This is a genomic window from Mariniradius saccharolyticus AK6, assembly GCF_000330725.2.
Taxonomy (GTDB): domain Bacteria; phylum Bacteroidota; class Bacteroidia; order Cytophagales; family Cyclobacteriaceae; genus Mariniradius; species Mariniradius saccharolyticus.
This window is the reverse complement of the sequence record NZ_AMZY02000020.1, coordinates 10,748-24,641: the sequence shown is the minus strand read 5'-3', so window position 1 is coordinate 24,641 and position 13,894 is coordinate 10,748. Positions and strand designations below refer to the sequence as shown.

The following is a 13,894-nucleotide window of genomic DNA, read 5'->3' as shown; positions in this document are numbered from 1 at the left end:
TTTATTTTTCTCCGTTCAAATATTTGAGCAATAATCTTGGTTTTCCCAAGCTTTCCAGTTGATCTACATGGACAAGCTTGAATCCATTCTGCTCCGTCCAGTTTTTGAGAGCTGGGAATCCGACATCGCTTACTTCGAACCTTACAAAGCTGGCAAAAATCCTTTGATGGGTAAGGATATGTTTGAACCAATGACGTTCATCTTCGACAACCAATGTCCCAAATTCTCTAAGTTCCGCGAATACACGGGATTCAATCCACTCCCTTTGAGGAAGTAGGGCGGTTTCCACCAAGGGGAAATCATGCAATCCCTGCCATATGTCTCCTTCGCCTCGCTGCTTCACTACCAGATAATCACCACATGTGACATGTCCGTATATAAAAAAGCGCTCCTTTATTCTCGTATTTTTTACTTTGACAGGAAGTTCGCCTACCATATTTCTTGCGTATGCAAAGCATCCATCTCGCAGGGGACACGCGTTACAATCAGGATTGATAGGCACACATTGCAGGGCTCCAAACTCCATGATCGCTTGGTTGTATTCACCGGGATTTTCTTTGGCTATAAGTGTGTTGGCGAGTGCTTGAAATTGTTTTTTTCCAAGTGAGCTATTGATGTCTTCAGAGATTCCGAAATACCTCGAGAGCACACGGAACACATTACCATCCACGACCGCGACTGGCTCATCGAAGGCAAAAGACGCAATCGCCGCGGCAGTATAACTCCCTATGCCCTTCAGTTTGGAAAGTTCTACGCTATTGGCTGGAAATTCACCATTGTAATTGTGGACAAGCTGATTGGCGCATATATGCATGTTTCTCGCCCTGCTGTAATAGCCCAAGCCCTGCCACATACGCAGTATTTCGTCCAAGGGGGCTGAGGCAAAAGATTGGACATCAGGGTACTTTTCAAGGAATTTCTCAAAATAGGGAAGCCCTTGAGCCACCCGGGTTTGTTGCAGGATTATTTCGGAAAGCCAAATGATATATGGGTCTTTCGTGTTGCGCCATGGCAAATCACGTTTGGAATGACCATACCAATTTAATATTCTTCCGACAAATGCTTCTTTATTCAAAATCAATGATAATCAATAGGTTAAGACCAGCGCAAACAATTCAATCTAATTTTGGACATTTTGTTTTTTAATTGAATCGCATCCCATAAATTTGCAGTCCCAAAAATAGTTGGTTAATAGCTTGTTAAGCTTGTTCGTAAATAATTTAAATTCATTCAACAGTGACTAAGGCAGAAGTAATCACCAAGATTTCGGAAAAGACCGGGATTCAAAAAGACGATGTGACTCAAACCGTTGAGGCTTTCTTCAAAGTGGTAAAGGATTCCATGGCTGAAGGGGAAAATATCTATGTGAGAGGTTTTGGAAGCTTCATCAACAAGAAGAGAGCGAAGAAAATCGCAAGAAACATTTCTAAAAATACAGCTATCGTGATCGATGAGCACTTTGTGCCATCATTCAAGCCTTCCAAAGTTTTCATCGAAAAAATCAAGGGAAGCAAAAAAATCAAAGAACTTGAGCCTCAGGAGGATTAATTCCTGAAGCTTTTGCCTATGAAAAAAGCCCAAGTCATCGCCGTAGTTTTTGCTGTCATCTTTGTAGGGGGATTATACTCTTTGCCGAGGGTGGTGGTGGACAACGAGGAAAGCGGGGCAGCCTTGCAGGAATCAGGCACGGAGGAGCAGTCCTCTGCGCTCAACCAAATGCATGATGCGCCGATGGACGCAGATGACAGGGCAAGCTTGTATCAGTTTCAGCAGTCCTTTGAGGATGCCAGTCCGGAAGAATCCCTGGGAATCGCCGAAAAAATAGGCGAGATTTACTCCAAGGCAGGCAAATATGATTCTGCCGCATACTTCTTGGGCTTGGCCGCGGAGCGGACTTCAAGCCCTGAGAGTTGGGAGAAAGCAGGTACTGCTTATTATGAAGCATTTACCTTTGCGCTCAATGAACAAAAAATGAGTTTTTTGGCCGAAAAGACCAGAAACTACTTGAACAAAGTTTTGGAAAAAGATCCAAAACGCTTGGACCTCAAGACAAAAGTGGCCATGACGTATGTATCTTCCGCGAATCCGATGCAAGGTATCACAATGCTTCGTGAGGTTCTGGAGGAAGACCCGACCAATGCCGACGGTCTTTACAACATGGGCGTCCTGTCGATGCAATCGGGCCAATACAAAAAAGCCGCGGAACGGTTTGAAGAACTTGTCAAATACCACCCTGAACATATCCAAGGGCAGTTTTATTTGGGAGTCAGCTACTTTGAGTCCAAGCAAAACAACAAAGCAAAAAAGCAATTTCAGGAAGTCCAAGGCATGACGCAGGATCCGATGATCCTATCGAGTGTGGAGAGCTACTTGGGAAGGCTATAAAATAATTGTTCCACTTAAATCTTTAAAACTATGCCTTGCGGTAAGAAAAGAAAGAGACATAAAATCGCTACGCACAAGCGTAAGAAAAGACTGAGAAAAAACAGACATAAGAAGAAGTAATACACTTCTTCTTTTTGAGTTTTTACACTACACGTTCATTTAAATCCTAAAAACAGACACGATTGAGCACAGAATTAGTAATTGATTCGTCTCAAAACGGTAGTCGCATTGCCCTTCTCAAAGACAAAAACCTGGTTGAAATCCACTCAGAAGGTGGGGAAAACCAGTTTAAGGTTGGGGATATCTATTTGGGTACTGTCCGTAAAATCGTCAATGGGCTCAATGCAGCATTCATCGACGTAGGCTATGAAAAAGACGCCTTCCTGCATTACCAGGATTTGGGTCCACAGATCAACAGCCTAAACAAGTTTATCAAGCTTGTCCGGAACAACAACTATCCAAACCACAATCTGAAGGGGTTTGAGAGGGAACCTGATATCGAAAAGCTGGGGAAAATCTCCACAGTTTTGACCAAAGGAAATCAGGTATTGGTACAAGTGGTCAAAGAACCCATCTCTACCAAAGGCCCGCGACTATCCTGTGAGCTCTCCATTGCAGGTCGCTATTTGGTTTTGGTGCCGTTTTCCGACACGGTCAACGTATCCAAAAAAATCCGAAGTGCCGAAGAAAGAAAGAGGCTGGTTCGCTTAATTACCTCCATCAAGCCAGCCAATTTCGGCGTGATCATCCGCACCGTGGCCGAGGGACAGTCCGTCACCGAACTGGACAAGGACCTCCGCAACCTTCTCACCACTTGGGAAGAAGGGATGAAAAAACTCCTCAAAGCCAAAGGGCGCGACAAAGTAATCGGAGAAATGAGTATGGCATCCTCCATCATCAGGGACCTACTCAACGAATCGTTCGACGCAATCACCGTAGAGGATGAATTGGTCTATGATCAAATCAGGTCTTACATCAGGTCTATAGCCCCTGAAAAAGAAAAAATCGTAAAGCTTTACAACGGTAAAGCCAAGCTCTTTGAAAGTTTTGGAATTGAGAAGCAAATCAAAAGCTTGTTTGGACAGACGATAAGTCTCCCGCAGGGAGGATACCTTATCATCGAGCATACCGAAGCCCTTCACGTCATTGACGTCAACAGTGGGAACAAGTCCAACCAAGAAAGCGACCAGGAAACGACTGCATTGAAGACCAACCTGGTAGCAGCCAAAGAAATTGCCCGACAATTGCGACTCCGCGACATGGGCGGTATCATCGTGATCGACTTCATCGACATGAAAAAGGCTGAAAACAAAAAGGCCATTTATGACGCGATGCGGGACGTTATGAAAGATGACCGCTCCAAGCATACCGTACTACCGCTCAGCAAGTTTGGTCTCATGCAGATCACGAGGCAGCGGGTACGTCCGGAGGTCAACATTGTCACCAAAGAAACCTGTCCCGCATGTAATGGCACGGGTAAGATACAAGCTTCCATCCTCGTCGCCGATCAGCTCGAAAAAGATCTCGAGCATATGGTGACGATACAGAATGTTTCCAAAATCCACATTGGGCTACACCCCTATCTGTATGCGTACTTTACGCATGGCTTGATTTCCAAGCGGGTGAACTGGTTTTTCAAATACTTCAAGTGGGTAAGACTGATCAAAGACTCTTCCCTCCCGGTGACGGAATACAAATTCCTGGATGACGCAGGAGAAGAAATAGAACTTCAAGTAAAAAGCGAGGCCGAGTAGGCTTCGCTTTTTTTTTAGTTTTTTTGTGCGGACCACTAGGAAATTAGATGATCGCTTGTTTACTTTTAGACCTAAATCAATACACAATAGATTCTCAATCACCCCTCATGACTAGAATGAAAAATTTCTTCCTTTCAGCACTATGCTCTCTTTCAATCAATGTCATCAGTGTCGCCCAGACGCATGATTTTTACTACAAAGTCAAGCATGTGCCCTTGGCAAAGCCCATTCACGCTGTCGACAGTATTGTTGGACAAGAGGTATTATTTGACAAGAGAATAGTCTCATTCTATCCCGATGAAGACAATAAGGCGATTTCTCTCGAAATAAGGGACACCAATATCAAGGGCACCAAGTTTCTCAACTCTGGATTCTTCCTCGTCTATGACTATCAGAATCATTTGATCAAATGGTCCCGTGCCACTGACTTTTTGAATAGTAAATTCGAACAGGTACCTGCTCTGTTGATAGAATCGACCTTGAAAAAAAGCCTGAGCAGGGATCTTCAAACTGGCAACATCAAATGGGAAGCAACGACCGATATGTATTACGTTCAAAAAGAGTCCAACATCGCAATCGGATATCCATTTTTGCGCCCCGGAACCAGAAAATCAGACGTTTTGAAGGGAATAGATTTGGATAATGGAAAGGAGCTTTGGCAGCGGGTCATGCCAAGAGAATATGGGTGGAACGATGTCTTTGATTTGAACGACTCGATGGTATGTGTCGTGGCCAACGGGCTTCAGGCCGTAAATATCAAAGATGGTTCGGGCTGGGCCTATTATACACAGACAGGCACTTCAGAAATCAACAAAGGCTCACTTGCAGCCACGGGCTTGGGCATCGGTTTGGGACTTCTGACGGGGTATTACTACTACGGGATTAGCCAAGATGTGCTGACAGGTATCGTTTCAAACCCGATTTATGCAGATGATAAGATCTACCTGGCTTCAAGGGAAAAGATATCCTGTGTAAATGCCTCGAACGGAAAGGTGATTTGGTCAAAGCCCTTGGTTGAAAATATGGCTAGCTCTGGTACAATCTTTCTGGAAGATGGCCTGGTGTACCAAGTGAACCTGGGAAAAGCCAATCTCGGTGGAGTACTTCCAATCAAATGCGGCAGTCCCTATATCGTTGTATACGATTCTGAGAATGGGAGTCAAGGATACCTTAGCATGCTTCCGCTTGAGGGATTTGTTTCAGATCTTTCGGTGGGTGATAATTATATAGAAGTCGTTGGAAAGTCTCAGTTGATTCGAGTCGCAAAACAAACCGGGGAAATCGTAAAGGTTTATCCTCTGGGAACCGGCAAGGAGAATTTCTGGACAACCTATATACGTGAACCTCTTTTTTACAAGCAGGGCAATCGTTTCAAACTGCTGCAGGAAGAATATCCTGAAGCCTTTTTTCTGAGGACGAGTGAAAAAGAAGTGCTAAGGATAAATCATGACCTGAACATGATAGGCAAATTCAATTCCGAGGATTTTTGGCAAATAGTTGGAGTCTACAAAGATTTGACGGTATTGATGAATAAGGAAAGCATCTCTGTTGTCCAAGAGGATGGTGCAGAGGTGCTGACATTCGAAAGAAAGGAAGCCACCCCATTTCTTGTCGAGCACAATTTATTTATCGTGCACAAGTACAAGCTTCAAAAAATCAACATCCAAAGCCTGACAGGTAAACTCATGGCTATTGCTGGCGATAACTGAACCAGTTAATTTCTACCGAGTGACTGTCGAAAGCTGAGTTGTGTTATGCCAAATCAGTTCCCCTAAATTTCATCTGCAGACCACGGAGGAAATAACGCAGGACTTGGTCCTTGCAGGGGCGGTATTGGCTTTGGCTCGGATTGCGGAAGATTGCACTGAGTTCGTGTTTGCTAAATCGGAACCCAATTAACCCGAGTATTTCCAAAATATCCTCATCCTTGAGTTCAAGGGCAATCTTCAGCTTCCGGAAGACTTGGTTGTTGTTGAGGCTTTTCTCGGGCAGGGGCTGCTCGCCTTCTTTTTTCCCACGCTTCAAGATGATGAATCCGTTGAGAAAAGCCGCCAAATCCTTGTCGTAGATCGGCTTGAAAGCCGGGTCCTCGTCTTTTTTCAACCAATTGCTGACTTCCTCCCGGTTGGTTTGACGTCCACCCTGTGCAAAAAGGTCGATCATCTCAAAATCATTGAAATCAAAGGTATAGCGCAGGATGCGGAGGGTGTCGTTGTTGTTCATGAATACTGGAAAATATGTGCTTGAAAACCAACAGATTAATCACCAGAAATGAAAATTCCGTCAGAGAGACGACGGAATTTACGTGAATTCCGGCAGTGAGGTGAGGCATTTTACATAAATTCCGTCATTATGGAGTCAGGATCATAGCTGCTTGGCTTCAAGAGGAATGGAGGCTAGGGTCAAACTTGGGGACTATTTTACCCCGTAGCTGAGGCGCATAGTGATGGATGCGGTTTTTTCCTTCGAAGAAGTATTGAAGGTGCCACCCCAAGAATAGTCCTCTGTGGAATTTTGTCCCGTAATCTGGAAAATCCCCATATTGGCTGAAATCAACCTGCCAAGATCCGAACCGGAGTTCTCCGCGATCTTCTCTGCACGGACACGTGCGTCTTCGGTAGCTTTGGAGATCATTTCAATCTTGAGACTTTCGAGTTGGGTATAGTAGTACCGTGGCGGCTGCGAATAGAACCTCACTCCTTGGAGCAGCAACTCGGTAATCTCACGTGAAATCTTTTCCACTTTGTCGACTTCATTGGATTCGATCTGCAGGGACTGGTTGAGTTGGTAGCCGAGAAACGTCTGCCCGATATAATTACCGTTGGCGCTGTAGTTTTGGCGGTATTGGGGATTGGTATTGATGGCTTGGAAGATGATCTTCTCTTTTGGGATGCCCTTGCCAATCAGGTAGGCGGTAACCGCCTGCCGGTCTTTGTCCAACTCGGAATAGGCAGTTTTGATATCCATATTTTCCCGGCTGAAATTGCCCTCCCAAACGACAAGGTCTGAAGTGAAATTCTTTTGACCCAAGCCCGTCACTTCAATCGCGCCGGACTTCTTGTTGCGGTTGATGACCGCATTTCCCAAAATGGCGGCGGCGATGATGATCGCAAGCGCAAACAAGGCGGCGGCAAAGTTTCTTTTCATAGGAGTGTCTGGCGATGGGGTCTTTTTCATGAAATGTATGTGGCGGACAAGGATTGAATATAATCAATTTCCTGTTTGGAAGAAAACGAATAGTTGTACCAAATTGTGTTTGATCGAACTTATTTGTTGATATCGACTTGGACCTTGCCACTTCCCTGAAGGTACAGCCTAATGTCATTCTCAGTCTGGAAAATTCCGATCACGTCCAAGGCACTTTCCTCCACCTTCATGGTGCCAAATCCCAAGTCCAAACGGAGCATCTGCTGCAGGGTATTGGGCGCATCAGCCAAAATCCCACCAATCGGAAAACTGGCGACTTTTTCGATTTGCCGTTGGATTTTGGCCCTTTTCAATCTCATCGCAAGGTTGGAAAAAAAGTCGTCGGACTTCACGTCGAACTGCGGCTTCGTCAGTTGGATTGTCTTTGCATCAGAGTCATAATCAGCTATTCCTGCGAAGTACATTTTCCCGCTGATTTCCTTCTTATCCTTTCTGACCGCTTTGAAATCCATGGACAGCAGCGTCTTGTCTCCATATTGGCTAGTGTGGAGATTGCTTGGGACCAAGGTGGTTTTGCTGTCTAGACGCAGTGTTTGACCAGAAAACTGTCTGTTCAAGTAGCTGTCCAACTCAGGAAATGGAATTACCACAGGTATCTTCACGTCCAGTCCATTGTCTTTCCGATCATTTGGAGAAATGGCAGGCAATGGCTTTTTTACGACCTTGGGAGCATTCCCAATGCCGGCGTCTATCGCTCCCTCCAAACCGACGTATAGCCTCAGCACCTGGTCGGCACCGAATTCTTGGCTTACATGAATGGACTCGGGTTGGGTACTGAGATACGCGTGAAATCCATCCAATTCCATGCTATGGCTCCCTGCAAACATGTCCCAAGTTTCTTGGGCAGTATGCCTGAAATCCAATTGGATTAGGTTGGAGGCCAACATTTGATTGTCCAACACACGTTGGACTTGCCGTTCGATCAAGGGCTCGAGGTCGATTTCAAAACCCAGCAGGTTGTAGCGCAAGGACCGTCCCCAATTGTCGATCTGGAGGTCCTTGATTTGGATGTCCCAATTTTCACCGATCGCTGGCTGGAAGCGAAACTGCGGACTGATACTTTCATCAAAGGGAATACTCGTGGAGAGTACCTGTCCAAATACCTTTTTCTCAATCTTCAAGCTCCCCCTTACTTTCATGGGCATCCTGACCTGCAGATTGCTATTGTCCAAGCCTTGGAGCTTGATGGGGCCATTACGGTCCACATCGACATCGGCCGTCAATCCCGAGCCCAAGGAAAGACCTTGGTCCTGAAACAGTTTACTGACCGGGACGGCATTGAGTCGGCCCTCGATCTGGGTTAGGGGGATTTCGATCGGAATATTGATGCTCGATGTGGCAAACGGAGGTCCGGGTAGCGTCGGGGTCGGAGGGTTATCGGGCTTGATACTTTTGCAGGAAGCCAATAGGATTATTGCAAAAAGAACTATTCGGATGTTATGCTTTGGCATAGGGCGGTAGGTCGAATTGTCCCTGAGGTCCAGAGCGACAAATCGGGGACTTGTTGGTTTGAACGGGAAAACGCAAAAATAGGGGAACCATTTTAATGCCAAATGAATTAATTTCCCGACGGATTCTTTCACCCAAACCATTCAGATGATTTCCCCATGGACTGGATTCAATTAAAGGACGCTTCCCAAATCGAAGAAATCAAAACGACAAGCAAATCACGCCCCGTATTGATCTTTAAGCATTCCACCCGTTGTGCGATCAGCGGCATGGCGTGGGACCGGCTCAAAAGGAATTGGAAAACCGAGGATTTTGAAAAGATTCAGCCTTACTTTTTGGATTTGCTCAGCTACCGGAATATCTCCAATCAGATTGCCGCACAATTCGACGTGTACCACGAATCCCCACAAATCATCCTCATCAAGGACGGCAAGGCCGTCTACGACAACAGCCACATGGGCATCAGCTATCAAGACATCATGTCCCGCATCGGCTAATCGCCGATGGTTTACTTCTGTCCAATACTGGTGATATGTGCCAATATTCCCCGGACAATGAGGAATTGGGCAAGGATGTAAGTACCCATCACCAAAACGCCTGACTCGGGAAATGGCTTGTAGAATTTATTCATCGCCAAAATGCCATCCGAAAGCATAAATAGTACCGCTCCCAACATCACCTGCCAAAAACTCAAGGAACCCGTCTTTCCATACCGTTCACGCGCCGTGGTCGCCATAAGGACAATCACGACAAGGTAGATGACAACGGGGATTTTTAGATTGCCAAGTCCTGCATTGATAAAGAAATAGAACATTGCCGCCAAAAGGTAGATGGGGAGGTTCTGGAAAAACAACTTGATGAAGTTGACCTGACCGATGGAAAAGGGATTGGTCTGGGCAAGCTTAAACCCGATGATGTAGCAGACATGGGCCATCAGGAATGCACCCAACCCGTACAAGAACAGGTCCGGGAAAATAAGCAGCACATCCCCCAACCAAGAAAATATCAAAGCTGCCGATATACTTTTTCGCAGCAGCGTTCCCTCCATATTTTTACTGATTGCCAAAAAGTAGACCCATAAAAAAAGAATTATACCAGGTTTTGAAAAAATACGGTATTCCTGTTGGCCATTTGCTGTCAAAAACACATCCACAATGGCAAAAACCATAAACAAATAGAGCCAAAGTATGTTCTTTTTTTTCATGATCTGTAAGAGATTATTGTCAAGCTGGAACAATATACGGTCTATTATTTCGAAAATCCAGAGAAACGCAACGCTTAACATTGAATTAAAGATTCCTTAACATGAGTACCGCTGAACAAACTTAATTCTAAATTTATTGGAGAAAAAGCAATACAGACTGTTTAAAATACAAAAATTAGCCTTAGAAAAAATTTCCTTCTGATTCCAATGTTAAGTTAATGTTAAGTAATATTGTGAACAAATGTTAAAACTTAACAATTCCTACAAAAAAAACTTAGGGTTGAGTTCTACATTTGTACTGGAAAACTTAACCGATTCCTAAGCTTTTAATCAATATTTTCCACAAAAATCAAAATTATGAGGCAATCATTACTAAAGAGTGTTCTGGCAGTGGCTTTGCTGGTTTTCGCGACCAGTTTAGCATTTGCACAGGGGGTTTCCACTTCCAGTATGACTGGTAGGGTGGTAGACAGCAAAGGGGAGACGCTTCCCGGCGCAAACGTAGTGGCTACCCACATGCCATCCGGTACGCGGTATGGCGCGGTGACCAACATTGAAGGTCGATACACTATCCCCGGCATGAGGGTAGGTGGTCCTTACAACGTGACTGTATCTTTTATCGGCTACGAATCACAAACCGTGGAAGGCATCTTCTTGAGCTTGGGTATCGCTGCCAACGTCAATGTGACGATGCGGGACACAGGTGAGGAACTGGCCGAAGTCGTCATCACAGGTGAGAAGAACTCTGTGTTTTCTTCAGACCGTACCGGTGCCACTACCGCCATCGACAACCAAACTATCAACAAGCTTCCTACCATTTCACGTAGGATTGGCGATTTCACCCGTTTGACTCCGCAGGCATCAGGTTCTTCCTTTGCCGGTCAGGACAACAGGTTGAACAACATCACCGTGGATGGTTCTTATTTCAACAACTCCTTCGGTCTCGGTGGTCAGCCTGGCGACCGGACTGGTGTATCTCCAATCTCCTTGGATGCGATCGACCAGATTTCCGTGAACATTGCTCCTTATGACGTAAGACAAGGTAACTTCACCGGTGCTGGTGTAAACACCGTAACCCGTTCCGGTACCAACTCCTTCACAGGTTCTGCCTACTATTTCTGGAGGGGTTCTGACAATGTAGGTACCCAAGCAGGTGACAACACCTTCAACCCAGGCGACTTCAAATACAGACAAGTAGGTTTCCGTGTAGGTGGTCCCATCATCAAAAACAAATTGTTCTTCTTCGCTTCATTTGAAGATGACAAGGAAACAAGGCCAGGAACAACCTTTAGGGCCAACACAGGTTCTGAGGCCATTGCGGGTAACGTGACCCGGGTGCTTGCTTCCGATCTCAACAACTTGAGGAACTATTTGAGGAATAACTTTGGCTACGAGACCGGTCCTTACCAGGACTACGACCACTCTACGGTAGCTACCAAGATCCTTGCCAAGATTGACTACAACATCAATGACAAGAACAAGCTGAGCGTACGTTACAACCACCTTGATTCTTCTACCGATGTATTGGCTTCCGGTTCTTCTTCTTTGGGTTTTGGTGGTAGAAATGGCAACCTGAATGCCTTGAACTTCCAAAACTCCAACTACATCATCTTCGAAAATATCCGCTCTATCGTGGGTGAATTGAACACTCGGATCAACACCAACATGACAAACAACCTGATCGTAGGTTACACCTATCAGGATGAAAGCCGTGGTTCAAGGGGTGACTTCTTCCCGATGGTGGATATCCTGAAAGACGGTGCTACTTATACCACATTCGGTTTTGAGCCATTTACGCCAAACAACGAATTGAGGTACAAGACTTTCCAATTGCAGAACAACGTACAGATCTTCAAAGGCATCCATACCATCACCGGTGGTCTAAGCGTGGAAAGATATCAATCTGAAAACGTGTTCTTCCCAGGTTCCCAGTCGGTATACACCTACAACTCCCTCGAGGATTTCTATGCGGACGCTAATGCATTTTTGGCTGGCCAAGCAGGACCTTCCACTGTGAGGAGATTTGAAGTTCGCTATAACAACATCCCAGGCCAAGAGAAGCCAATCCAGCCTTTGAAAGTATTGTATGCTGGTCTCTATGGGCAGGATGAGATCCAAGTCAACAAGGACCTCAATGTCACCGTTGGTTTGAGGATTGACGTGCCATTCTTCGGTGAGACTGGTTTCAGAAACACAGAAGTGGAAGGCTTTAACTTCAGGAATCCTGCGGGAGAGACTGTTCAATTCAGAACTGACAAATTGCCTGATCCGAACATCCTTTGGTCACCTAGAGTTGGTTTCAACTACGACCTCAGCAAAGGTGCACGCACTACACAAGTCAGGGGTGGTACCGGTATCTTCACCGGCCGTCCTGCTTACGTGTGGATCTCCAACCAAATCGGTAACAACGGTATCCTTACAGGTTTCGACAGGTTGAACAACGTGACCAACAGACCATTCAACCCAAATCCAGAGACCTACAAGCCTACTTCAGTCAGCGGTGCTCCTGCTGCCAACTATGAATTGGCTTTGACTGAGACCAGCTTCAAGTTCCCACAAATCTGGAGATCCAATATCGCCATCGACCACAGGTTGCCATTGGGCATCATCGCTACGGCTGAGTTCATCTACAACAAGGACGTAAACGGTGTCGCTTACTATAATGCCAACTTGGACAATCCAAATGCCGCATTCTCAGGTCCAGACCCTAGACCAAGATGGATTCCTGATTCAAGGCCTTCTACCGATCCAAACCGTGACCCATTCACCAACAGGATCAACAACAAGATCGACAACGCGGTAACCCTTTCCAACCAAGCTGTTGGCAACTCATGGGTGGCTTCCATTTCCTTGGAAAAACCATTCGCGAATGGCTTCTACGGTAAAATTTTCTATAGCTACGGTGAAGCCAAGAATACCGTGGACCCAGGATCTATCGCTTTCGGTTCTTGGAACAACAACCAACACCAAGGTGATCCAAACAATCCCAGACTTGGCTTCTCTGCCAATGCCATGGGCCACAGGATCGCTACTGCTTTGAACTACACTGCCGATATCTTTGACTTCGGTCCAACTACCTTCTCCTTGTTCTGGGAAGGCAGGACTATCGGTAACGGTAGCTACGTATATGGTGGTGATTTCAACGGTGACGGTGGTTTCTCCAACGACTTGATCTACATCCATGCCAATACCAATGAAATGAACTTCCAAGAGTTTACTTCTTCTGGAAGAACTTTCACAGTCGCAGACCAAAGAGCTGCTTGGGATGCTTATATCAAGCAAGACAAATACCTGAACGCCAACAGGGGTTCCATCGCTGAGCGTGGTGCGGTATTTATGCCAATGGTTTACAGGGCCGACTTCTCTTTCGCCCAGCAATTGTTCACAACCAGCAAAAAGCAGACCTTGGAATTCAGGATAGATATCCTCAACGTTGGCAACTTATTGAACAACAATTGGGGTGTGGGCAAGGCTTTCTTAAGCACGCAGCCTTTGATTCCTGCAGGTGTGGATGCCAACAACCAGCCTGTATTCAGAATGAGAAACTTCGGTACCAACTTGATGTCTGAAACCTTCGTGCCTACCGCCAATGCCGGTGACGTATGGAGATTACAGTATGGTCTGAGGTTCAACTTCTAATTATTCACTTATAAGCCACGAAAAAGCCCCTGAGCAATCGGGGGCTTTTTGTTTTAGTTAGGCTTAACGGTCACCAAAATGACTTCGAAGAGGAATTTTGGAAGGTTGGCAGGTTGGGGAAAAGGGATTTGGCACCTCTCCCCGGCCCTCTCCTCGAGGAGAGGGAGATTGCACCTCTGGAAGAGACTGTGGTTCAGATTTCGACATACTAAGCCACAGCGTGGCGTTTTTATTGTAGCAAAGGGGATCCCCTTTT

At 45.7% G+C, this 13,894-nt stretch carries 11 protein-coding genes; 6 read left to right on the top strand and 5 right to left on the bottom strand.

Annotated elements, in window-relative coordinates; translation table 11 throughout:
* Nucleotide 1: 1 nt before the first annotated feature.
* The gene (gene mutY, locus C943_RS18560; protein WP_008630967.1) at nucleotides 2-1,081 is read right to left on the bottom strand and encodes an A/G-specific adenine glycosylase; all 1,080 of its coding nucleotides are present in this window, start codon (nucleotides 1,079-1,081) and stop codon (nucleotides 2-4) included.
* Nucleotides 1,082-1,236: 155 nt separating this feature from the next.
* Between mutY and C943_RS18555 the strand changes: the two genes are divergently transcribed.
* From C943_RS18555 to C943_RS18540, 4 genes are all read left to right on the top strand, one after another.
* Entirely contained in the window at nucleotides 1,237-1,548 is a 312-nt protein-coding gene (locus C943_RS18555; RefSeq protein ID WP_008630965.1) for an HU family DNA-binding protein, read from the top strand.
* Between the two features lie 18 nt (nucleotides 1,549-1,566).
* A complete protein-coding gene (locus C943_RS18550) occupies nucleotides 1,567-2,385 on the top strand; it encodes a tetratricopeptide repeat protein (protein ID WP_008630964.1) in 819 nt (272 codons plus the stop codon).
* A gap of 182 nt (nucleotides 2,386-2,567) precedes the next feature.
* Complete coding sequence (locus C943_RS18545) at nucleotides 2,568-4,139, top strand: Rne/Rng family ribonuclease (RefSeq protein WP_008630962.1); 1,572 nt, start codon at nucleotides 2,568-2,570, stop codon at nucleotides 4,137-4,139.
* A gap of 107 nt (nucleotides 4,140-4,246) precedes the next feature.
* The gene (locus C943_RS18540; RefSeq protein WP_008630960.1) at nucleotides 4,247-5,848 is read left to right on the top strand and encodes an outer membrane protein assembly factor BamB family protein; all 1,602 of its coding nucleotides are present in this window, start codon (nucleotides 4,247-4,249) and stop codon (nucleotides 5,846-5,848) included.
* A 43-nt stretch (nucleotides 5,849-5,891) separates the two neighbouring features.
* Here C943_RS18540 and C943_RS18535 read toward each other — a convergent pair whose 3' ends face one another.
* The 3 genes from C943_RS18535 to C943_RS18525 all read right to left on the bottom strand — a co-directional run bounded on the left by C943_RS18535 (nucleotide 5,892) and on the right by C943_RS18525 (nucleotide 8,797).
* Nucleotides 5,892-6,362, bottom strand: a complete 471-nt coding sequence (locus C943_RS18535) for a YehS family protein (RefSeq protein WP_008630958.1) — start codon at nucleotides 6,360-6,362, stop codon at nucleotides 5,892-5,894.
* 192 nt (nucleotides 6,363-6,554) lie between these two features.
* On the bottom strand, nucleotides 6,555-7,286 hold the full coding sequence (locus C943_RS18530) for an SIMPL domain-containing protein (RefSeq protein WP_008630956.1): 732 nt from the start codon (nucleotides 7,284-7,286) through the stop codon (nucleotides 6,555-6,557).
* 119 nt (nucleotides 7,287-7,405) lie between these two features.
* Complete coding sequence (locus tag C943_RS18525) at nucleotides 7,406-8,797, bottom strand: DUF4403 family protein (RefSeq protein WP_040481430.1); 1,392 nt, start codon at nucleotides 8,795-8,797, stop codon at nucleotides 7,406-7,408.
* 156 nt (nucleotides 8,798-8,953) lie between these two features.
* Here C943_RS18525 and ytxJ point away from each other — a divergent pair, with 156 nt between their 5' ends.
* Nucleotides 8,954-9,292, top strand: a complete 339-nt coding sequence (ytxJ, locus tag C943_RS18520) for a bacillithiol system redox-active protein YtxJ (RefSeq protein ID WP_008630949.1) — start codon at nucleotides 8,954-8,956, stop codon at nucleotides 9,290-9,292.
* A gap of 11 nt (nucleotides 9,293-9,303) precedes the next feature.
* Here the strand turns inward: ytxJ and C943_RS18515 are convergent, their stop codons facing one another.
* The gene (locus C943_RS18515) at nucleotides 9,304-9,999 is read right to left on the bottom strand and encodes a lysoplasmalogenase (RefSeq protein WP_008630947.1); all 696 of its coding nucleotides are present in this window, start codon (nucleotides 9,997-9,999) and stop codon (nucleotides 9,304-9,306) included.
* 357 nt (nucleotides 10,000-10,356) lie between these two features.
* Between C943_RS18515 and C943_RS18510 the strand changes: the two genes are divergently transcribed.
* Nucleotides 10,357-13,638, top strand: a complete 3,282-nt coding sequence (locus C943_RS18510) for a TonB-dependent receptor (RefSeq protein ID WP_008630944.1) — start codon at nucleotides 10,357-10,359, stop codon at nucleotides 13,636-13,638.
* The last annotated feature ends 256 nt before the right edge of the window (nucleotides 13,639-13,894 follow it).